We start from the raw sequence: 21,848 nt of genomic DNA, 5'->3' as shown, positions 1-21,848 counted from the left end.
TTGTCGAAAAGTACCTTTGCAGTTTCTGTGGGGCATCCGCGTTTCGGCACGGCTAATAATTCCTTCACAAAAGCGATGTCCCAGCCCTGGCGCGCGGCTTTAGCCCGCCGCTCCGGCTTCATACAGAAGGAGACGGACTTGTCTCAACAGTCCCATTTCAGATTCGAACCATTCCCTCAGTCGAGCGCGCTGATGGCGCTTCGCAAGGAAGTCCGGATTTTCCTTGGCGATGAGGAAAAGCAGGGCAGCTGGGCACCGGGCCCCGAAGGTTGGGCGGGCTTCGATCGCGGGTTCAGCAAGCGGCTTGCCGCGCGTGGTTGGGTGGGCATGACCTGGCCCAAGAAGTACGGCGGCCACGAGCGAACCGCCATGGAGCGCCACGTCGTCACGGAAGAGCTTCTCTCGGCTGGTGCTCCGGTGCGCGCCCACTGGGTTGCTGATCGCCAGAGCGGTCCAGTGCTCCTGCGTTTCGGGACCGAGCGGCAACGCGAGCTCTACCTGCCTCGCATCGCCAAAGGCGAATGCACGTTCTGCATTGGTATGAGCGAGGCCGGTTCGGGCTCGGATCTGGCGTCGGTCAGAACCCGCGCGGTGCCGGTCGAGGGCGGCTGGCGCGTGTCCGGTGCCAAGCTGTGGACCAGCAACGCGCACCGCGCGCACATGATGATTCTCTTTGCGCGAACGGCGAGCGTGGAAGAAGATCGGCGTGGCGGCGTGAGCCAGTTTCTCGTGGACCTCCAGTCACCGGGCATCACTATCAACGGCATCCAGAACCTGGCGGGCGAATCCGATTTCAACGAAGTCGTTTTCGACGAGGTATTCATCCCCGAAGACATGCTGATTGGCACCGTCGGCAATGGCTGGAATCAGGTGAGCAGCGAATTGACCTACGAACGAAGCGGACCCGACCGCTGGCTCAGCACCTATTTCCTGCTTCGCCAACTGGTGGCGCATACCGCTCGAAAGCGCGGTGGTTCATCGCATGTTGCGACCGGTCGGCTCGTCGCTCATTTGTGGACACTTCAGCGGATGTCGTTGTCGATCGCCGGCATGTTGCAGAAGGGTGTCACGCCCTACACCGAAGCCGCGTTGGTCAAGGATCTGGGGACAGGATTCGAACGCGAGATTCCGGACATTGCCCGCATGGTCGTGCCCGAACTGGCACGCCTGGGGGCAGACCGCAACGGCGTGCTACAGGCTGCGCTGGAGCGAGCCACCTTGCACGCACCTTCTTTTTCGATCCGCGGCGGAACCCGAGAGATTCTGCGCGGCATCATTGCCAAGAGCATGGGAATGCGATGAGCGAATTGAACGATATGGTGGTCGAGTCGGCCACGCGCCTGTTTTCCGACGCGTGTACGGCCGAGCTGTATGACGGGCTCGAGGGGGGCGACTGGCCTGTCGATCTGTGGCGGCTGGCGACAGATACCGGCCTGACCTCGGTGATCGACACCGAGAGCGATGGCGGACGCTGCTTGCCCCTGGACTTGTTGACCGCTCTGGCGCGGGCGGCGGGCGCCACAGCGGCGCCTATTCCCATCGTCGAAACCTTGCTGGGACAGTTTGCCCTGAACGCCGCTGGACTGGCGGTGCCTGAAGGCCCCCTCGCCTTTGGCCCGGTGTTGACGACGGATGTGTTGGCGCTCGAACGCAGGGGGACCGATTGGTTGCTGAGCGGAGACCTGCACCGCATACCGTGGGGGCGCCACTTGCACGCCATCGTCGCGGTGGCACGCTGTGGCGCGTCGCATGCCACGGTCTGCATTCCGCGGCCAACGCCATCCAGCTTGGGTCAGAACTACGCGGGTGAGCCGCGCGATAACTTCTCTTTTGATGCATGGCCATTGGTGGCCGCGTCCGTGGGGGAAGAGGGTCGAGGTCTTGATGCCGACACCTTGTACTTTCACGCCGCCTTGTGGCGCTCCGCTCAGATGGCTGGTGCCATGCAGACCGCGCTGGACCTGTCGCTGCGCTATTCGATGGAGCGCGAACAGTTTGGCCGTCCGATTGGAAAGTTCCAGGCGGTGCAACAGCAAATGGCGATGATGGCGTCGCAGGTGGCGGCGGGTGCGGCCGCGGTCGAGGCCGCCGTTGCAGCGGCCGCGGACGGGCATCAGGCCGGCCTCGCCGTGGCCGCGACCAAGGCCCGCGTGAGCGAGGCGGCGGGGCATGTGGTGGCCATATCGCATCAAGTGCACGGTGCCATGGGGTTCACGCGTGAACACGCGCTGCACCGCAGCACGCGCCGCCTGATGGCCTGGCGCGACGAATTCGGCTCCGAGGCCGAATGGTCGGCCTGGATCGGTCGCACAGTGGCCGGCATCGGTGGCGACCAACTTTGGGCCTTCGTTACCGAGGCGCGAGACTTTCAATCCGCCAACCGCTTTCGGATGGAACGCCATGCTTGAGACCTTCTTCAATCCGACCAGCATCGCCCTCATCGGCGCGACCGACGACGCCACGAAGATTGGCGGAAAGATCGTGCTGACGCTCTTGCGTGAGAAGTACGCAGGCAGGTTCTATCCGGTGAATCGAACGAGCAGCCGCATCGCGGGGCATGCAGCGTACCCGTCGATCGGCGCGGTGCCTGACAGCGTGGATCTGGCATTGATTGCCGTTCCTGCCCGCCAGGTGCCAGGTACTCTCGAAGAATGCGCCGCAAAGGGCATCCGCAATGCCGTGATTTTCAGTTCGGGATTTTCCGAAGAAGGTGGAGAAGGCGCGGCGCTGCAGCGCCAGATCGAAGACATCTGCCAACGCACCGGCATCCGCGTGAACGGACCCAACTCGGAAGGTTTCTTCAATGTGCATGCCGGCGTTGCGGCCACCTTCAGCCCCGCGCTGGATGTGCTGGGACCGCCCCGGGGCAGCGTGGGCACGGGCATCGTCTCGCAAAGCGGGGGGCTGGGGTTCGCGCTCTACAACCGGGGGCGCCAGCGCAACATGGCCTTCAGCCACATCGTGAGCGTCGGCAACCAGGTGGATCTGGAACTCAACGATTACATCGAACATCTGCTGGGCGATCCGGCAACGGGCAACGTGATGTTGTATGTCGAGAGCTTCCGCAAGCCCAAACGCTTTCTCGATGTTGCCAAGCGCGCAGCGCAGCTCCAGAAGCCGCTCATCATGGCCAAGGTGGGACGTTCCCGAGCCGGACAGCGCGCCGCCGCTTCCCACACCGGCGCGATGGCGGGTTCCGTTCGGGTCACGGATGCCGTGCTCGATCACCATGGGGTGCTGCGCGCCAACGACCAGGACGAAATGCTCGATCTGGCGGCCGCCTTCTCGCAAGGAAAGCGCATGCGGGGCAATCGCGTGGCGATTATCTCGACATCCGGCGGCACGGCCGTCTGGCTCACCGATACCTGCGAAGAGATGGGATTTGAGGTTCTGCCGATCGACGACGAGCGCCAGGCGCGGCTGGCGCAGTTCATCCCATCGTATGGGTCGACCAACAACCCCGTGGACATCACGGCGCAGGGAGTGAACGCCTACGCGCAGACGCTGGAGGTGCTGGGCGACGCGGACTATATCGACGCGATCATCATCGCCTCTTCCTTTGCGCACGACACGCGTTTGAAGAAGGAGGGTGAGGCGATTGCCCGTCTGGTGAAGGAGTTGGACATCCCCGTCTTCATCTATACCTACACACTGCCGAGCGCGAGTTCGATGCAGATCCTGCAGCGGCTCGGTCTCTTTTGTTATTCCACCATCACGGGGTGCGTGCGAGGCCTTCAGGGGTTGCGAGCCTATTCGAAATTCCAGGAGGAGTTGAACGATCGCTTCGGTGTGCCGGATGCGCAAGCGTTGCCGACCGGTGCCCGGCGCGCGCTGGAGGGAACCGAAGCCACGATGTGCGAGTACGAGACCAAGCACCTGCTGGCCGCGTTCGACATCGAGCTGCCCGCCGAGCACCTGGCGAAGACGCCGCAAGAAGCGGTGGTGCACGCCGCCGACATCGGTGGCGCGGTCGCGCTGAAGGTCCAGTCCCCGCACATTCCCCACAAGACGGAAGCAGGGGGCGTTCTTCTAAAATTGGAAACCTCGGACGCTGTGCGGCAGGGCGCAGAAGCGATTTTGACGAATGCACGTTTGCATGCGCCGAGCGCCGACATCCATGGCGTCCTGGTGCAGGCCATGGGCAAACCCGGTCTCGAGATGATGGCGGGCATCGTCAACGACGCGAGCTTCGGACCGATGGTGATGGTGGGGTTGGGCGGCATTTACGTCGAGGTTCTCGAAGACACCGCGCTCGCGCCTGCGCCGCTGACGGCCCACACTGCCCTGAAGATGGTCCAGTCTTTGAAGGGCTACCCGATGCTTCGCGGCGCGCGTGGGCGGCCACCCTGCGATGTGCCGGCCCTGTGCCAGCTGCTGGTGAAACTGTCACAGCTGGCGGCCAGTACGAGGGACCATCTGGTCGAGATGGACATCAACCCGATTCTGGTACACGAACAGGGCGTCGGTCTCACCATCGTCGACGCATTGGGCGTCAGGACTCCACGCCATGAGTGAACTTGATTTTGATGTGTCGCAAGGGATCGCAACCATCACCCTGAACCGGCCCGACAAGCGGAACGCATTCGATACCCCGATGTTGCGGGCTTGGGCGGCTGCACTTGAAGAGTCGCAGGCGCGCGACGATGTACGCGCCATCGTGCTGACCGGCGCGGGCCAGGCCTTCTGCTCGGGGGGGGACGTCGGCGGCATGAAGGATCGGTCAGAAGACACCCCTCTGGATCGAAAGAACTCGCTCACCGATCGCGTGCACCGTATCCCGTTGACGATGCTCGCAATGGACAAGCCCGTCCTCGTCGCGGTCAATGGGGCGGCCACCGGTGCGGGGATGGACATGGCGCTCATGGGCGACATCCGGATCGCGGCGGCGAGCGCGCGCTTCGCTGAAAGCTACGTGAAGATCGGCATCGTGCCGGGCGATGGTGGCGCGTGGTTCCTGCCGCGCATCGTCGGCATGTCGCGTGCGCTGGAACTGCTCTGGACCGGCCGCTTTGTCGATGCGCAAGAAGCGCTGAGGCTGGGCATCGTGAGCGAAGTGGTTCCCGACGAGAGCCTCATGGACCACACATTGGCGCTGGCGCTGCGGATCGCCGCCGGGCCGCCCATCGCCATCCGCATGATCAAGCGAGCCGCTCGCCAGGCGCAGACCATGGACCTGGCCTCCCACCTGGACCAGATCTCCTCGCACATGGCCGTGGTCTACGCCACGGACGATCACAAGGAGGCCGTGGCGGCATTCCTCGAAAAGCGGGCGCCCGTCTTCAGCGGAAAATAGGACATGGCGCATCCGTCCAACTGCGCGCCACCACAAGAGATCCGACAAGGAGGCCCGATGCCGCTCGCCGCACACCACACCACGGCAGACCGCCACGCCAATGTCACGGCGATCGAACAGGCGCTGTTCCGTTACGCGCGTGGTGTCGACCGGAGAGACTGGGCGCTGGTGCGATCCGCCTATCACCCCGATGCGGTCGACAACCACGGCAGCTACAGCGGCCCCATCGACGGGTTCGTAGCTTCGCTGGTGGCGCGTCACGCGCACATTGCGCAGTCGCTGCATGTCATCAGCAACGTGCTGGTCGAATTCAACGCGCCCGACAGTGCGTTGGTCGAGAGCTACTTCACGGCCTACCAGCGCCTGTCGCCCTCTGCAGGTGCGTCACGACAAATGTATCTTGTTGATGAGGTGGCAAGCGACACCGACTCCGTGGACAACGAAGCCATTGGCCGCTACGTCGACCACTTCACGCGGCGCGAAGGTCAATGGCGGATTCAGCGCCGCGACGTCCTGTTTGATCTTTACCGTTCCAGGATCGCCCGGCGCGGCGCACCGGTCAATCCCGCGCTGATACCGTCGGTCCGCGACCGGAGCGATCTCTCGTACGTGCGCCGCCAGGAACTTGGCCTCTGAAGCATTGGCGTCCAGCCGGAGTGTCGAGGGCCGTACGTTCGTGAAAGAGTCGACCTGACATCGCACGTCGCGGTCGGCTCCGTCTCGAGCTTGTGAAACCACAACGCAGTCCGTCGGCTCGAGCCGCGCCGCGCGAAACGCTTGATCTTCCTGCGCCGCCATCGTGCGTCCCAAGGCCTCGCATTCCGCACCGGGAGACCATTCGGTCCTGAGCAGCCATAGCAGACCAATGCCGTCGCACGGCGTGGCCGCTGCACCACCACGCCTGGGCGTGACCACGCTGGAGTCGGTGCGAGGGTGGTGCTTCGAACCGTCAGGGAAGGTGCCGCGTGCGACGAACACGGTACGTGGGGGGCACTGAAATCCTTCCGGTTCTCGAAAAGAAACTGTGCGCCCCGAGCGCTTCTGTTTGGCTGTTTGCATGCCTAGAATTTTCCGACGCCAACGATCGGCGGAAATGCACCGCATCGACTGTCCACGGTGGCGCGGTCAAAGGAACGACATGTCCGATACGAACTCCCTGCTGCAACCAGCGTGCGCGCCATTCGACCCACGCGAATTCAGGCGTGCCCTCGGCACTTTCCCGACCGGCGTGGCCATCATCACATCGCGCGACGGCGATGGCATGCCGGTTGGCCTGACCTGCAATTCGTTCAGCTCCGTGTCGCTGGATCCTCCGCTGGTTCTGTGGAGTTTGCGCACGTCGAGCAAGTTGCTGCGAGCTTTCCGAGGGACGTCTGCCTTTGCCATCAACGTGCTGGCGGAGGACCAGAGCGCGCTATCGGCCCGATTTGCAAGCAGCTCGATCGTGGACAAGTTCGAGGGCGTTGCGCACAGCCCGGGCTTTCGTGATGTGCCACTCATCGATCACTGCGTCGCCCGCTTCCACTGCAGCACGTTCTCCGAACACGAGGCTGGCGACCATGTGATCTTCATTGGCAAGGTCGAGCGCTTCGAGCACGGACGCGAGGAAGACCCGCTGGTGTTCTACAAGGGCGCATACATGATGCTCGCCCAGTCGCTGCGCGCGCTATCGGCCGAGGGTCGCGTATCGACACCGGCTTTGATCGAAGCACGCGCCAGGGTCTATGGAGTTCTTCTGCGTCTGGCCTGCGAGAAGGGCAACGACGGTGACTTCGATGGGCTGGAGAAACTCCTGCAGGAGATGGATGCGCAGAAGGCCCGCGGCGACATGGCGGCGCGCGCCGTGGCGGCGCTCGATTTTTTCAAGCTGCTGACCCAGGCCGCACACAACGATGTGCTGGCCATCGTCGCCCAGTCGTTGGGTACGCTCATGCAGCATTCCGTGGCGGCGCAGGCTGCGGCCCTGCCCTGGGACGCCATGTACCAGCCCGAGCTGACACCGTTGCGGCACAGGATGGTGGAGTGCATGCGTGCCCGCGATGCACAAGGTGCCACGGAGGCCATGACCACGTACTTCGGGCATGTCGAGAAGTTCCAGCGCGAGATGGCGTTGGCCAAAGCGAACGGGCCAACGATGGCAACCTGAGCCCGCATGCGGGCACGCGGGCCAAGCCCGCGTTTTCCGTGCTCAGTTCACTGGTTTGAACATGGGCACCAGCGTGCCGTTGCCTGCCGTGTGGAAGACAACCTGCACGGCCATGCCGATGCGAATGGCATCGACGTCGCATCCGATGATGTTGCTCATCATTGCAGGGCCTTCTTCCAGTGCGACATAGGCTACGGCGTAGACCGGCCTGGACCGGCGCATCACGGTGTAGCTGTACACCGTACCTCGGCCCGATGAATCGTGCCATGCGACCTTGTCGCTGAAGCAGAACGGACACAGGGCACGCGGATACCAGTGCGTGCGGCTGCATTCGCTGCAACGGGGTAGCATGAACCTGCCTTGCGCAGCGCCTTCTTGGAACCTCAGCGATTCAGGTTGACGGACAACGTCTGCCAGGACGCGTGTGGATTCTTGCAACGCCACCGTGCTCATGCTTCAGACCCTTTCCATGATCAACGTGGCGCTTCCATGGCGCGTGCCCAGTGAACCCCCGGTGCCATGCGCAAGCGCGAGCCGGCAGTCGGGCACCTGAACGGCAGGGTGCGCCTCGCCGCGCAGCTGGCGCACCGCTTCGATCACCTTGGTCATGCCACCGCGATTGGACGGATGGTTGTTGCACAGACCGCCTCCGTCGGTGTTGATGGGCAAGCCGCCGACGCCGGAGATCAGTTGGCCGTCCATCACGAAACGACCGCCTTCGCCTTTGCGGCAGAAACCGAGGTCTTCGAGCTGCATCAGCACCGTGATGGTGAAGCTGTCGTAGATCGACGCGTACTGAATGTCCTTCGGCGCCACGCCTGCTTCGGCGAATGCCGCCGGACCGGACCAGGCTGCACCCGTGTAGGTCAGGTCGACGGCGCCGCCCATCTGACCTTTGACGCTTTCGCCAGCGCCGAGCACGCGCACCGTCGGTCGCCCCAGGCTCTTTGCAATCTCGGGTCGCGTCACGATGAGCGCGCCACCGCCGTCGCTGATCACGCAGCAATCCAGCCGGTGCAACGGGTCCGCCACCATCGGCGAATCCAGCACGTGCCGAACCGTCAGAACGTCGCGCAGCATGGCATTGGCGTTATGCTGCGCGTGGTGGGACGCCGCCACCTTGATCCAGGCGAGCTGCTCGCTCGTGGTGCCGAACTCGTGCATGTGCCGCATCGCCGCCAATGCGTACATGTTCACGGTGGCGGGTGCGTGAGGGAGCTCCCATTCAAGATCGGGCTGGTTGGCATTTCCGGGGCGCGGGGCCGTGCCTTCGCTGCGCGGTTTGCCTGCCAGCGTGATGAGCGCCACATTGCATTTTCCGGTCGCGATGGCTTGTGCCGCGTGTGCGACATGGATCAGGTAGGAACTCCCACCCGTGTCCGTCGAATCGACGTGGCGCACGCGAAGATTCATGTAGTCGACCATCGATAACGGACCCATGCCGGGCGCATCGCCCGCGCAGAAGTAGCCATCGACGTCGTCTTTCGAGAGGCCCGCGTCGGCCAGCGCGCCGCGCGCGCATTCGGCATGCAGTTGAGCGACGGATTTCTCTGGTGCGTGCCGCGTGGGGTGTTCGAATGCGCCTGCAATGCAGGCCTGTGCCTTGATGGTCATGACGACACAGCATACCGGCGCGCCTGCAGGCGATGCTTGCAAGGCGAGCAAAGCAGCTTTGTGGCCGTCGGCGGCGCAATGCCTTGAAGCGGTGCGTTGCGACACGGATAATGACTTTCCCACATGCAGAATACAAGATGTCGAGCGCTCTTTTTCAGCCCCTCACCCTGCGTGGCCTCACGCTGCCCAACCGCATCGTCGTCTCACCGATGTGCCAGTACAGCGCCGTCGATGGCAGCGCGACCGATTGGCACATTCTGCATCTGGGGCAGTATGCGGTGTCCGGTGCGGGTCTCGTGATGATCGAGGCGACCGGCGTTGAACCAGCAGGACGCATCACCGCCGAATGTCTAGGCTTGTGGTCAGACGAGAATGAAGCGGCGCTTGCGCGCGTAGTCCGCACTATTCGCCCTTACGCAAGCATGCCGATCGGCATCCAGCTGAGCCATGCAGGCCGAAAGGCATCGGTGAGGCGACCGGGTCAGGGGCGCGGTCCCTTGCCGCGAGAAGAAGGCGGCTGGCAAACTTATGGGCCCACGGCGCAGCCCTTCGAGACAGGATGGAATGCGCCGCTCGCGCTCGACCGCGAGGGCATGGACCGCGTGGTGCGCGCATTCGCCCAGTCCGCACAGCGTGCCGACCGCGCCGGCCTTGACCTGTTGGAAATTCATGCTGCCCATGGGTACCTTCTAAGCGCCTTTCTTTCGCCACTGGGCAACGCGCGTACCGACGAATACGGAGGCAGCCTGCACAACCGCATGCGGTTTCCGCTCGAGGTTGTCGACGCGGTGCGCGCTGCGTGGCCTGCGCACAAACCGCTGGGCGTGCGCTTCAATGGCACCGACTGGTTGCCAGGAGGCCTGCAAGAGAAGGATGCGATGGCATTTGCACGTGAGCTCAAGGCCCTTGGCTGCGACTACATGGACGTATCATCGGGCGGCAACGCACGAGCCGAGATCCCTCTGGTCCCAGGCTATCAAGTTCCCTACGCTGCGCAGGTGCGGCGCGCGGTCGATTTGCCCACGATGTGCGTGGGATTGATCCGCGACCCGATGCACGCTCAGGCGATTGTCGATCGTTGCGAAGCGGACCTGGTTGCACTGGGCCGTGGCATGCTAAACAACCCCCGATGGGCCTGGCATGCCGCCGAGGCCTTGGGCGTGAAGACACAGGTTCCCTACCAATACATGCGCGGCGAAACCCGTGGTGGACTGCCGTCTTGGGACGCGATCGTCCGTGCGGCATGAGCGCCAAAGTCGGGCCCGATTCGGCTATCGAGCTCGGGCAAGAAGAACGCCTGAACTTGGAGAAGACCGCGCGCTCGCAGTCTGCCTCGGTTTTAGCCAGGTGCCGCACGCATTGGTCAGACGGAGCGGAGACCCAGGCTCTTGGTCGGGCTCTGCGGCGCAGCAGACATTTGCGGCTTCATCCGGCGTTGTTGCATAACCCTGCGGGAGTGGCCTCCGATCGTGGTTAGGCTATACAGATGAGCAAGCCACCGCGGGCGAAGTACCGCACGACGAACTGGAGTGAGTACAACGCGGCGCTCAAGCGCAGGGGATCATTGATGGTTTGGCTCGATGCCGACCTTCAATGGAAGGCTCCTGCCAGTGGTCGCTCGGGCCGGCCCGCTGTGTTCAGCGATGCTGCGATCCAGTTCTGCCTGACCTTGAAGTGCATGTTTGGGCTGGGGCTGGGCCTGCGCCAGGCTACGGGCCTGGCCGAGAGCCTGATCAAACTGGCCCACTTGGACTGGGCCGTGCCCGACTACAGCACCTTGTCGCGGCGTCAGAAGACATTGAGTGTGGCCATTGCCACGCGCCGCAGCAGCGCGGGCCTGCACCTGCTGATCGACAGCACCGGCGTGAAGATGCTGGGCGAAGGCGAATGGAAGACGAAGAAGCACGGTGCCGACTACCGCCGGCAGTGGCGCAAGGTGCACCTGGGCATCGATGCACAGACGCTGGAGATCCGCGCCATTGAGATCACGGACAACGCCATTGGCGATGCGCCGATGCTGCCGGAGTTGCTGGCGCAGATTCCTGCGGATGAACAACTGCATTCGGTGAGCGCCGACGGTGCCTATGACACCAAAGCGTGCCACGAGGCCATTGCCAGCCGGCAGGCCGCGGCGATCATCCCCACACGCAAGAACGCCAAGCCTTGGGCGGATGGCAAAGCTGGGGCGCAGGCAAGAAACGAAATCCTGAGGGCGACGCGCAAGCTGGGCCGTTCAATCTGGAAGAAGTGGAGCGGTTATCACCGCCGCAGCCTGGTGGAGACCAAGATGGGGTGCTTCAAGAGACTGGGCGATCGCGTGATGGCACGGGACTTCCAGAGGCAGGTGACCGAGCTACAGGTGCGGGCATCGATCCTCAACAGGTTCACCAGTCTAGGAACGCCTGAGACTGTGCGCGTGGCATAGCTGCGTCTGGGGTAAGGGGAGGCTCGCCCTGAATTCGGGTTATGCAACAGCGCCCAGCAGAACCACCGACTCACCCTCACGGGCGAGTCATTGCGTCAGACCGCGAAAACGCCCCAAAAGGAGAAGAACAAAGACCCATCGTGACCGCCACTTCTACAATCTGAACGCGCAACTCAACACGCGTGACGACCGGTCACGATAGAGCGGAATCGTCGGTCACGTTCGCCGGAATACGCACTAAGGGCACGGCCTGAACAAGGAACAGGCATTCCGAATCTTCACCGGGACGCGCGGTGTCATCTACGTGGCAGGCGACTTCGATGACATCGCGAGCAACGGCCGTCTGGCGCGCATGCGAACGGCGGTGTTGTCGCTGCTTCATCCTCTCCCGGCCTTGCAGCACATAGACAGCGAAAAAGGGACGGGGCCAAGTCCTGGGCCGGGCACAGGCTGGTCGGCTGGGTCCTTGTTCGAGTTCATCGACCAGAAGACCGCCGCGTCTGCCGGTAGGCATCGCGTCTTTGGCAACCGGTTCGAGCATCTCGTCTGCGACGAATTGAACGATGAGGCTGCGGACTTTATCGGACTGCAGGTGACCGGCTCGCCCAGGATTGCCTTCATTCATGCAAAGGCGATGTACAGCGACTGCGGCAAGCCTCCCCAGCCATACTCCACGTACTTTCCCTTGTTGGGAGTGGTTTTCAGGATTCGGCGGTACTGTCGATACGCCTCGATCGTCATGGGCCTTGTCTCGTGCGTGTTGAAAATTCGTCTTGGAGTCGACGGGCGGCTGCCGTGTCGCCGACGGAAGTTCAAGAGTTTTGGAGCATCTGCACGAACTCCGCGGCCGCCAGCGAAGATCTGGGCGCCGTCAGGCCGTAGGCCCATGTCATGCGACCGCTCGGCCGCTGCGCCAAGACTTCGGAGCCGTAGAGCGACATGCGCCAGATCGTCAAATAAGGGTCACCTTGTGCTTGCAGCCCTTCGTAAACGAACACTCCGTCGCCGAGACGCCCCGTGATCCGCACGCCGTCCTGCGCGAGGCTTTCCTCGATGAGCGGCCGGGCGACCTCGCCCACGAAGCTGGCGCTGACTGCATGCTCCTTGTTGAAGACCAGTCCCCAGTGATGGAAGGCGAGGCCTCGCAGGATGTACCCGAAGAGCCGATTGAGCCTGTCGCCGTCGAAGGAGATCGCCAACTGCCGCTGCCACGGGCCACCGTCCTTCGAGACGAACCTGTAGCTGAAACCCGCGGAAAGCTCTGCACGCAGCTTCTCGTTTCGCTCCAGCCTCCTGGAGATCTGTTCCTCGAGCATCTCTTGCGCGCCTGCTTGCGCACCACCGAAGGGCATCACCGCGGTGAGGTAATGCTCCAGGTACGACTTCTCGCCGTTGCACATCTGGCAGGAAGGGACTTTCGGGAGGTTGTCGCGCGCCGACAGGGGGAAGAACTCCCTGCACACGACATGGTCCGCAGTCTCCGAAGCGCCCACTGCAGCGCAGTAGACGCATGTCTTCCCTCTGTACTTCTTCGACATTTGCCATCCCGAATGTTGAATGTGCTTTTCCGGGCTCGAGTTCAGCGTCGCCGTCAGGCCGTAGTCTTGCCAGACCACGCGAGCCGGTCCTTGGATGCGTGGCTGGTTGCCCAGAGGAGACAGAGATGCGCGTCAATTCTCCGCTGGTGCTTGTGTCGATGCGGCCTTGCGAGTTGTAGGCCTTGAGCCGACCACTTTTCGACTGGCATGCACAGCTAAGACGTTCTGTACGAACCGAATGCCTGTGGTTCTCGCTGCAAAGGCAGTGATCAAATACTGTCCGAGGAACCATACGGCGGATACCGATATGCGAGTCGAGTCGACACCGTTGAGATGCATGACCAGCGGTAGCGCCGGTACGAGCAGGAGCGACATCGCGGCGATGTCGCGGAACAGCAGGTAATTCTTGTGGCTGTCGACCACCGATGAGTCGGAGTCTACCTGCTTGTATAAGCCGTACCACTTCGAGTTTTGCTCTCTTTGCGCGCTCGGAAACTCGCCCACGTTTTTCTTCAATTTCTCCAGGTCAATGCGTGGGTCGGCAGGCGCATGCACCGAGAAGGCTCGAGCACCCGGCAGCGGATGCTGCAGACGCCAGAACACCAGGATGGCCTTGTGATCCGAAGAAATGAGTGAGGAGAGGATCAGCGCCGGGATAGGCAGTAATGTCGTCAGGCTGGCACGAATGATGGCGACCTTCGTCGGCGTCAGTTCGTCGATAGCGGTGTGGAACGCGATGACAAGCAGCACGAGGACGTCCAGGACGAGCGTGGCGACCAGCCACGCGAGGTTGCGACCTTTGAGGGTCTTGCTGCTGTAATCCTTCATGTCCCTCATCCGTCGTACTCCGTGGTGATCTTGTAACGGCCATCATCGCGGACCTCGAACAGGATCGATCCGTCCTTGCGTGTCGTCAAGCAGCGCCGGCGTCGGTTGGTGTTGGACACCAACACGCCAAGGTCCGACGCAGCGTACTGGTAGTGTGGCTTCTGGGTAGAGTGGACGATCGATTTGTCGGAGACCACCACCACTTGCGGCGTGAAGTAGTCGAAGATCCGAGCGCAATAGCCGCTCGTGCGTCCGTGGTGGGAGGCGACCAACACCGCCGTGTCGGCTAACTCTTCGCGAAACGCCTGCTGATCGAGCATCGCGAGCCATCCATCTTCTTCAAGGTCGCCAGGAAACAGGATTTTGAACGGCCCGAACTTGAAGAACACGACCAAGCTCAGGTTGTTCGTGTCATGGAAGAGAGGGTAGGGGTTGTGGAAGGTGGTCGCAGTGATGCCGCCCATGTGCTGATCGAAGGGGGCGTCAATAGGGTGGATATAGTCGGAATGAAGGCTGAGATACCGTTCGATGTCATCGGTTAGCTCACCACCTGCTTCCTTGATGATCCTCAGAGCTCCCGGTGAAACAGAGCGATTCCGGTAGAACGAGGAGACGCTGACGCCTTCGCTCCACAGATTGTCCAGATCGCTCATGTGGTCCATGTCGGCATTCGTGATGAACAGATAGTCCAGCACGCTGCGCTGCAGGTAATTCCTGATGTAGGTGCTGGGCTTCCAGCCCGTCAAACCGTTGTCGCCGGAATCGATCATTGCGAGCCGGCCCTGCACGCCGTTGTCGGACTCATGGGTGAGCATGGCACACGCGCCGTGCTGCACATCCCAGATCCGCAGGATCATTTGCCCTGGCATGCCGTACCTCCATCTCGCGCAGGAGGCAGGGAATTCCTGAAATCAGCCCAAGCACAGCCTCCCAGCTTTGCCAAGCTGGCGAACGTCTGCGTGCCGCGCATCATTTGATCGCGCCCTGCAAGATTTGCAAATCTTGTTCCCCGACGATCAGCTGAACGGCGGGGAGGCCATCGTCGGCCATGCCCAGGGCTAGGTGAACGAGCTGCACAAGGTCGTCCCGGCTGGGCGAGGCGGAATGTCCCGGCGGATGGCTGTGCCATTCACCGATGTAGCTGACGACGCCAGCGGTACGACGGGAGGCCTCGGCAACTGCCTCCGCCAAGCCTGCGACGCCGCGTTCGAAGGAGCTGGGACTGGACTTGCTGTCCGGCGGAGGCGGCAAGCCCGCGACCACGACGACGGCGCCAATGTTGAAGTCGTAGTAGCCGAGTAGCACGCCGCCGGTTTCATTCGGAAAGCCCTTCGTGCGCATGTCCCGAAGCTGCTGCTCGACACCCGAGTCAATGAACAGAGCGAACTCGCCAAGCTCCATGCGCCGTTCGGTCGCCACGGCCACATCGTGGACCTCCACCGCGCCGCGAACAGGATCACGCTGCCAGACACGGATCATCGCGCCGTCTTGCTCAGCGGCAGCGGGAATCTGCTCGGCCAGAGTGCTGGCCTGCCCCATGATCCGTGAGTAGGGCAGGACCATGGAGATGTCCCGGCAACTCGCGCCGCTCCAGAACGAGCCGGCATTGCCCGCGAGGTGATTGGCTCCCCAGCCCTCTTGGATCAAGGCGCGGTAGTACTGTGCTTCGAGGGTGCGCAGCCGTATGAGCCGTTGGGAGTCCTCCGCGAGCAGCACCGCGGCGTTGCCGCTGGGCGTGACGAAGGCCGAAATGTGCCTAGCGAAGCGGTCGACCGCGCTGACGCCCCGAGGGTATTCCAGGGTCGTCGAGGCATCGACCACCAACTTCGCACTTGAGAGTGCATCGGCGACTGCCCCCGCGCTGAAATCGCTGGCATCCACATCCAGCGGGGTGACCTCGGTGGCCCCGTTCATGGCCGCCGCGTGCAAGTCCGCTACGACGGACGCCTTGGGGCGCCCGATGTGCATCGAATAGGCCGTGTGCCGCGACAGGTTGTGCGGCTTGATGTGGTCCTTGTCGATGACGCTCCAGCGCCCCCAGCCGGAACGTCCCCACAGGTTGAGCATCGCGCTGCCGAGCGAGCCCGCACCGACCAGTACGCCGACGGGGCCTTCGTCGGTGATGCCCGACTGCCTCCGCGCCGCGACAGCATCATTTCCATGTAACACGGCCATCGGCAGCAGCGGCTGCGCACGCCACTCGGTGGTCGGCTGCGTATCCATCAGTCCGGCTGCGCTGAAGTACCTTTTTTCATGGAAGAACAATGCGCCGATGGCAACACCGAACTCCAGTCCGCCCGTCAGCAGTACAAACGCGCGATGCGTCATGCCCACTGGTTCTTCGCCTTCGGCGCGACACAGGGGGATGTGAAGCAAGATGATCGTGGATTTGTCGTCGCCTGATACCGCGGCGCCTTTGTCGCCCACGCGCGCCTGGAGAGTTGCCTGTAACCTGGGCAGCAGTTCGATGCCACGCCTGGAGAGAAGGTCGGCCAATTGCCCGAAGGTCGCGGGATCGCGTTCTACAAGCCCATGCACTATCGGCGGCAGCACCAGCTCGATCGGAGCTGTCGTGCCGGACTTGACGGCGGCATCCCTTGGGACGGCTTCCAGGAAACATGTGAACCCTCCGCCGGGACGCTCGGGCCCTCGCTCGATGACAAAGCGGTGCTCGGCACTCTTGCGCAGTGCCGGCAGATTCCACGGCAGGACCAACTCGTATTTGGTCGCGAAGAACAGGTGCTCGACCGGTTGGTCTGCCGGATGCAGTTCACGCCGCGCACTTTTTTCGAGCCACCATTGAATTCGGCGCAGAAAACTCTGCGGCGTCCAGGTGCGCATCACGGCCGCTGCAGGCTCGAAGTACAGGCAGAGGCTGGCGGGAGCGTCCGGGGCGCCCTGGTTCTGGTGCATCAGGACCGGAAAGTCCTTGCGCAGCGCTAGCACCTCGACGAGCAACTTGGGATCGTCCGACACGCACAGCGCCAGACGTTCTCGATAGTGGATGCCGACACTGTTCTTCGGAGGAACGCCGTCGCACTCGACATCGAGGATGATGCACTCGAGCTTCGGTGTTTCGTCCTTGCTGTACTGCAAGAGCTGCACAATCGTGAAATCACGCTGTCTCACGATAGCATCGTGAAGCAGCCGGGCTCGCGGAATCGTCAGAGCCGCCGCATCCGCGATCTCGACGACGTTGGCTAGCTCGTGATACTCGCCGGTCATCAACCTGCTCGCGGGGGCGAAGACAGGATGACGGCCGGCGCTCCGATAGACGCGGAGCGAATCCAACTGACGCCGCCGCTCGTGATTTCGAACGTGATGGGTTCTGGCTTGTTGGCGTTCGGCTCTTCCATTGTGACGAGGAATTTGCGGCCACCAACTTCCTTTAGGTACCGCTCATAGGCTTTGCGGGCCTGGATGTGCGGGGGCTGAGTCTGGGTGTACGAGTCCCTCGCGTCCGGGACTGGCTTGCTGCAGCTAACGATGTATGCGTCCGGCTTGCCCATGCGCAGAAGTTCTTTGATCAGCGGCTTGGGTTCGGTTTCCTTCTCGCCCTTTTCATCGCTCAGCGCGAGGTAGCTGCAGTGGTGGGGGATGTTGTAGAGATCCCATGCCAGCCTGTCCTCGTTCTTGTGGTACTGCGTCGTCTTGACGATGTCCTCCATGCTCTCCCAGGTGGCATCGCCGACTTCGAGGTAGTCGTAGTGAGCACCATCGGCACGAAAGCGCACGTTGAAGACCAGCGAAGCATCGTTGCGGATGATGTCGCCTTCGTCGCAGTGCTTGATGAAGGGCGAGTGGCAGAAGAATTCCACCTTGTCAGCCTCGAGCGAGAAGCCAGGCACTATCTCGCCCGCGTCGATGAACAGGTGATCGCGAGCCGAGGCCGCTTCGCCGCGTTCTTTCAAGAGGGGTTCGAGCCAATCGGCAAGTGCTTGGGGCTTCGAGAACACCAGGATGTCCTTGCCTTCGAGCAGCCGATACCTTGCCTCTTGCCGGAGTAGGACGAACTCCTCCATCTGGTGTTCGTTGTCGGCCTGCTCCAACAGCATCGCCGCGGGCACCCAGAGTTCGCGAATCTTGATTCGACCTTCGCCGTGGTACTTTTTGGCGTGCTGCAACTCGAAGAACTCGGTGCTGCCTTGAATGTGGTCCAGGTCCGCATGGGTGAAGGCCACCACGTCGAAATAGTCGCGCTCAGCCTTCTTGAGATCGGACTTCAGCGTCGATTTGAGATCAATCTCGGGCGTGCTCGGGTCTTCGGCCTTCTCGCGGTGGCAGAAATCGAACAGGACACGGCGCCCGCCGGACAAGACGATTTGGGTGGTGTCGCCGTTTCCGACGGGATAGAAAATGAGTTGATGTTTATCTGCCACGATTGACCCAGTCTAAGAGTGGCGGCCAATGGGGAATTTGGCACTCAGCCGCCTAGAGTGCTAATGCACTATATGCAGCGTTTGCCAAGGGGTCAACACACTACATCTAGTGGGTACGCTAATGATACTGTATGAAGTCACAGCTATCTATTGTTCTTAGCGGGTTTAGGACTTCTTTTCATCCAGATTGGAACTGCACGCCCCTTGACTTCTAGAGCTCTTGCGTAACGGCGCTGTTCGTTCTCAGCAGCCCCCGTGACGGCGACGCCAGGCCGTTCGCCACGCGCGCGTTGGTCAAGGGCGCGGCAGAATGCGACGCATCGCCGAAATAGGCCATTGGCGGACTTTCTGAAGCGGGACCAAAACAATGCGAACAGAAGCTCGAAAACTCATGGCAGCTGCACTTGCGCTCCTCGTTTTCGAGGTCGCACATGCCGAATGGGCCAATGAGGAACTGGAGGCCCGCAACCTCCCAAAAGCACAGTGGAACGCCATCGCCAAGGGGGATTTCTCGCAATGCCAGTCAGATGCTGCCGCCGCCTCCAGGCAGGCTTTTCCTGGATCACTCGGCTGCCAGGAAACGATGGCTCCGTATCTGTATCAACAGTGCATCAGCGCTCTCAAGAGCCGAAGAAACGACGGCGAGCAGATGAAGCAGCCGAGTCAACTTGACCAACCTTGTCGCCTAGGCTGGACAGATGGGATCGCAATGACGCGTATGCGCAACATTCCTCGCAGGGGGTACAAAAGGGGGTACGAAATCTCTTTCGAACTGACTGATGCGAGCATTCATGCGGCCTGACAGCCATCTTTAGATCGTTTTCACACCAACAAAACGTCCAAGGGCGTCCGGTTTCATCCACCGGACGCCCTTTTTCATTGGGAACTGCGCGAATCGGATCCGGGGGCATACACTGAAATCCGGTGACTCCCCGTGGTCCAGCCGCAGGGGTTCACTCCAGCAGTGGGTTGGTTTTACATCGGCGCTAACACGCGAGCCTTGCGGCGGCGCGCAAGGCGCGTGACGCCGCCAGGGCCAAGAAGGCTTCCGGGATCAATCCCATACAGGCGCGCCAGGTGGTCAAGCTCAAGGCGCCCGTGAACAGCGGCGATACCTTTCGAGAGACGGCTCTCGAATGGTTCGACAAGCACCACGCGCGCTGGAGCGGTCACTACGCGACACGCGAGAAACGCAATCTGGAAAAAGACCTGTTTCCGTACTTCGACGTGCGCCGCTTCGCATTGGCGTTGCAGACGGCATCGCCCAACCCAGGGCAGCAGGTCTCCGCGATGATGCAGGCTCGTCGGTGACTTGGGGGGTGGCCCTGCAGCGCGGACTTTCGATCTGAAGTTGGCTGCCTCCAACTCGATTCAGCCGATAGTTTTCGCGATCGTTCATTTGTGGCGCAACCTAGATCGTGCTGGAGCCCTTGCTTGGTCATGGCCCAAAAGTGGATGAGGTAAATCAAGAATGGCTGTGCGCTCATTGGAAGACGGCGGCACCATTGACGCTACAGTCCTTTGAACAACTCCTCGAGGCGGATTCCCAAGGCGACTGCCAGCGTATCGATCACCGCTAGGGAGGGGTTTCGCACGCCGCGCTCCATGCCACTGACGTAGGTACGGTCGAGCCCGCAACGCGCTGCGAAGTCTTCTTGCGAAAGGCCGCGTTCTTTGCGGAGTTCCCGCAGACGTTTCCCGAATCGAACGGACAGTGAAATCACGGCCGCGATTGGGCTTCTTTGTAGACCAATTGACCACGGACTTATCGTCACATATCATGTAGACTAATCATCACTTTTGGACGATTCGAGGGCTCGCTCAATGCCGTATACAGTCGCCAATCTCCCTCTGGATGCGCGGACGCGTCGTCCTGCCCGCCGGGTGTGTTGGCTATCATGAGGAAGCTGGCTCCTGCCTCCCCCTTCCCAACGGCAGGGAAACTGCGCGTCCCGGTCGCGCTGTCGCGCCCGCGCGGCCGTCCTCCCCATCCTCCGCGGAGCGAGTCCACAGCGCAACTGGGGCGTCAGATCAAAGCGCTTCGGATGGCCGCCGGGATCTCGGGCAACGAACTGGCCCACAGTTGCGGGGTCTCCGGTTCGCTGCTTTCCCGCGTCGAGCGTGGTCTCGTGTCTCCTTCCGTAGAGACGCTCAACCGCATCGCTGTCGGTTTGAACGTTCCGCTCTCGCGATTCTTCTGCGACCAGGCACGTCGCACGGACTGGTCATTTGTGCCGGCCGGTCGCGGCGTCATGGTCAATCGCATGGGCGCGCTAAAGGACTACCGCTACGAGTTGCTCGGGCACCTGCTGTCCGGGAACTTGTTCGTGGAGCCCTATCTGGTGACGCTCCTGCCGCAGGCCGAGCCCTACAGTAGTTTTCAGCACCCCGGGATCAAGTTCCTGTACGTGATCTCGGGACGCGCGCAGTACCGGTACGGCGGCAAGGTCGTGAACGTCGGCGAGGGCGACTCACTTCTTTTCGAGTCCAGCGTGCTTCATGGTGTGGAAGCGATCGTTGAAGCGCCGCTCTCATACCTGTCGGTCATCTTCACGCTGCGGGGTTAAGGCTACCGAGCCTGTTTTCCTAACTGTCAACTGTTGGAAGTGACAGGGCATATGCAGCGCATGTACTGCTAGGCTTCGCCGCCGACGTCATCTCGTCTGGCTTCGCACATGGGGTGCGATGGAGTCAGCCAAGTCGACGTATTCGACGGTCCCGCCCGGAAAAGGCCGATGGCATCGCTCAACCCAGGTTGTCGGAACGCCTCGCGAAGTGGCATACGGTCGCGCCGCAGGGGTCCGTCTGAACCTGGTCGACACGCGGGCCGCAGAATTTGCTGCCGCGCTGAAACGCGAGGAACTCGATGCGGACTTCACATTCGGCTTGCCGCCCGACGAGGCGGGGGTGAGGGTCTTGGGTCATCCACCGATCAAGGCCAGGAAGCTGCGCTGTTACCAGAACCGCAACTTCACACGGCGCGTACTGGCACCACCGGTGCTGGCTGCGGGCTTTCACGTCGACCGTCCTGCGGCACGGGCCGGCGACTGGAGCGGACTGGCGCCGCTGGTCGCTCCCGGGTCTTTGTCGTCAGCCGATGCGGATGGCTTTGCCGACGAGGGCGGCTGCCAACTTAAGCCCGAATGGACCCCGTGCGGGACGCGCTGGCACTGCCCGACGGCGACGGGCTGCTGGTGCTCGATGACGAGGACGACGTGCCGCTGCGGGCGCGCGACGTGGACCGTCAGCTCACGCGTGCGGCGCGTCTCGCGGCGCCGGACCCTGACGACGGAATCGCGCTGTGAGCCGGGCTCGCCTCAACATCTTCATCGCGCCGGAGCACGCCAAGCGGCTGATCCGATTGGCGATGCACAAGGGCGTGTCGAAATCCGCCGTGATCGCTGCTGCGCTGGCGTCGCTCCTGTCGCCCGATGGCGGCGACCAGCGCGAGGCAGCGTTCGCCAAGCGCCTGGACCGGCTCTCGCGCCAGTTCAACCGGCTGGAGCGCGACCAGAACATCCTGATCGAAACGGTGGCGCTCTATGTCCGCTACTTCCTACTTCCTACTTCCTACTTCCTACTTCCTACTTCCTACTTCCTACTTCCTACTTCCTCACGGTCTCGA

At 62.2% G+C, this 21,848-nt stretch carries 21 protein-coding genes and 1 pseudogene; 13 read left to right on the top strand and 9 right to left on the bottom strand.

Annotated elements, in window-relative coordinates:
- The first annotated feature begins 75 nt into the window (after positions 1-75).
- From IB278_RS04555 to IB278_RS04530, 6 genes are all read left to right on the top strand, one after another.
- A complete protein-coding gene (locus tag IB278_RS04555; RefSeq protein ID WP_225612717.1) occupies positions 76-1,302 on the top strand; it encodes an acyl-CoA dehydrogenase family protein in 1,227 nt (408 codons plus the stop codon).
- A complete protein-coding gene (locus IB278_RS04550; protein WP_192322774.1) occupies positions 1,299-2,408 on the top strand; it encodes an acyl-CoA dehydrogenase family protein in 1,110 nt (369 codons plus the stop codon). The genes IB278_RS04555 and IB278_RS04550 overlap by 4 nt, the downstream gene beginning before the upstream one ends.
- On the top strand, positions 2,401-4,515 hold the full coding sequence (locus IB278_RS04545; RefSeq protein WP_192322773.1) for an acetate--CoA ligase family protein: 2,115 nt from the start codon (positions 2,401-2,403) through the stop codon (positions 4,513-4,515). Before IB278_RS04550 ends, IB278_RS04545 begins: the two co-directional genes overlap by 8 nt.
- Entirely contained in the window at positions 4,508-5,293 is a 786-nt protein-coding gene (locus IB278_RS04540) for an enoyl-CoA hydratase-related protein (RefSeq protein ID WP_192322772.1), read from the top strand. Before IB278_RS04545 ends, IB278_RS04540 begins: the two co-directional genes overlap by 8 nt.
- 57 nt (positions 5,294-5,350) lie before the next feature.
- Entirely contained in the window at positions 5,351-5,929 is a 579-nt protein-coding gene (locus IB278_RS04535) for a nuclear transport factor 2 family protein (RefSeq protein ID WP_192322771.1), read from the top strand.
- A 502-nt stretch (positions 5,930-6,431) separates the two neighbouring features.
- A complete protein-coding gene (locus IB278_RS04530) occupies positions 6,432-7,439 on the top strand; it encodes a flavin reductase (protein WP_192322770.1) in 1,008 nt (335 codons plus the stop codon).
- 42 nt (positions 7,440-7,481) lie between these two features.
- Here the strand turns inward: IB278_RS04530 and IB278_RS04525 are convergent, their stop codons facing one another.
- Both IB278_RS04525 and IB278_RS04520 read right to left on the bottom strand, forming a co-directional pair.
- A complete protein-coding gene (locus IB278_RS04525) occupies positions 7,482-7,892 on the bottom strand; it encodes a Zn-ribbon domain-containing OB-fold protein (RefSeq protein WP_192322769.1) in 411 nt (136 codons plus the stop codon).
- 3 nt (positions 7,893-7,895) lie between these two features.
- On the bottom strand, positions 7,896-9,053 hold the full coding sequence (locus tag IB278_RS04520) for a thiolase domain-containing protein (RefSeq protein ID WP_192322768.1): 1,158 nt from the start codon (positions 9,051-9,053) through the stop codon (positions 7,896-7,898).
- A 137-nt stretch (positions 9,054-9,190) separates the two neighbouring features.
- Here IB278_RS04520 and IB278_RS04515 point away from each other — a divergent pair, with 137 nt between their 5' ends.
- On the top strand, positions 9,191-10,300 hold the full coding sequence (locus IB278_RS04515) for an NADH:flavin oxidoreductase/NADH oxidase (protein WP_192322767.1): 1,110 nt from the start codon (positions 9,191-9,193) through the stop codon (positions 10,298-10,300).
- Positions 10,301-10,539: 239 nt separating this feature from the next.
- Positions 10,540-11,478, top strand: a complete 939-nt coding sequence (locus IB278_RS04510; protein ID WP_192322766.1) for an IS5 family transposase — start codon at positions 10,540-10,542, stop codon at positions 11,476-11,478.
- 193 nt (positions 11,479-11,671) lie between these two features.
- Here IB278_RS04510 and IB278_RS04505 read toward each other — a convergent pair whose 3' ends face one another.
- From IB278_RS04505 to IB278_RS04480, 6 genes are all read right to left on the bottom strand, one after another.
- Positions 11,672-12,103, bottom strand: coding sequence for a hypothetical protein (locus IB278_RS04505; protein WP_192322765.1), 432 nt, complete (start codon positions 12,101-12,103; stop codon positions 11,672-11,674).
- 187 nt (positions 12,104-12,290) lie between these two features.
- Positions 12,291-13,094, bottom strand: a complete 804-nt coding sequence (locus IB278_RS04500) for an HNH endonuclease (protein ID WP_192322764.1) — start codon at positions 13,092-13,094, stop codon at positions 12,291-12,293.
- Between the two features lie 54 nt (positions 13,095-13,148).
- Positions 13,149-13,844 (bottom strand): hypothetical protein, encoded by a 696-nt coding sequence (locus IB278_RS04495; RefSeq protein WP_192322763.1) that lies wholly within the window; start codon positions 13,842-13,844, stop codon positions 13,149-13,151.
- Between the two features lie 5 nt (positions 13,845-13,849).
- Positions 13,850-14,701: a ComEC/Rec2 family competence protein gene (locus IB278_RS04490; RefSeq protein WP_225612716.1), complete on the bottom strand. Its 852-nt coding sequence runs from the start codon at positions 14,699-14,701 to the stop codon at positions 13,850-13,852.
- A gap of 112 nt (positions 14,702-14,813) precedes the next feature.
- Entirely contained in the window at positions 14,814-17,069 is a 2,256-nt protein-coding gene (locus IB278_RS04485; RefSeq protein ID WP_192322761.1) for a ThiF family adenylyltransferase, read from the bottom strand.
- Complete coding sequence (locus IB278_RS04480; RefSeq protein WP_192322760.1) at positions 17,069-18,223, bottom strand: hypothetical protein; 1,155 nt, start codon at positions 18,221-18,223, stop codon at positions 17,069-17,071. The genes IB278_RS04485 and IB278_RS04480 overlap by 1 nt, the downstream gene beginning before the upstream one ends.
- Before the next feature lie 391 nt (positions 18,224-18,614).
- Between IB278_RS04480 and IB278_RS04475 the strand changes: the two genes are divergently transcribed.
- Together IB278_RS04475 and IB278_RS04470 are read left to right on the top strand one after the other, a co-directional pair.
- Positions 18,615-19,025 carry a hypothetical protein gene (locus IB278_RS04475; protein ID WP_192322759.1) on the top strand — a complete coding sequence of 137 codons (411 nt, stop codon included), beginning with the start codon at positions 18,615-18,617 and terminating at the stop codon, positions 19,023-19,025.
- A 275-nt stretch (positions 19,026-19,300) separates the two neighbouring features.
- Positions 19,301-19,534, top strand: a complete 234-nt coding sequence (locus IB278_RS04470) for a hypothetical protein (protein WP_192322758.1) — start codon at positions 19,301-19,303, stop codon at positions 19,532-19,534.
- A 200-nt stretch (positions 19,535-19,734) separates the two neighbouring features.
- On the opposite strand, the gene IB278_RS04465 is transcribed toward IB278_RS04470, so the two are convergent.
- Positions 19,735-19,947: a helix-turn-helix domain-containing protein gene (locus IB278_RS04465; protein ID WP_145743035.1), complete on the bottom strand. Its 213-nt coding sequence runs from the start codon at positions 19,945-19,947 to the stop codon at positions 19,735-19,737.
- Between the two features lie 294 nt (positions 19,948-20,241).
- Between IB278_RS04465 and IB278_RS04460 the strand changes: the two genes are divergently transcribed.
- The 3 genes and pseudogenes from IB278_RS04460 to IB278_RS33815 form a co-directional block, all read left to right on the top strand.
- Positions 20,242-20,790, top strand: a complete 549-nt coding sequence (locus IB278_RS04460) for a helix-turn-helix domain-containing protein (RefSeq protein WP_192322973.1) — start codon at positions 20,242-20,244, stop codon at positions 20,788-20,790.
- Between the two features lie 576 nt (positions 20,791-21,366).
- Positions 21,367-21,528 (top strand): hypothetical protein, encoded by a 162-nt coding sequence (locus tag IB278_RS04455; protein WP_192322757.1) that lies wholly within the window; start codon positions 21,367-21,369, stop codon positions 21,526-21,528.
- Positions 21,525-21,782 (top strand): annotated as a pseudogene (locus IB278_RS33815) (CopG family transcriptional regulator); the annotation flags it as partial. The gene IB278_RS04455 and the pseudogene IB278_RS33815, both read left to right, overlap by 4 nt.
- Positions 21,783-21,848 lie beyond the last annotated feature (66 nt).

The organism is Variovorax sp. VRV01 (assembly GCF_014852545.1).
In the GTDB taxonomy this organism is placed as follows: domain Bacteria; phylum Pseudomonadota; class Gammaproteobacteria; order Burkholderiales; family Burkholderiaceae_C; genus Variovorax; species Variovorax beijingensis_A.
This window is presented reverse-complemented; position numbering and strand designations above follow the sequence as displayed.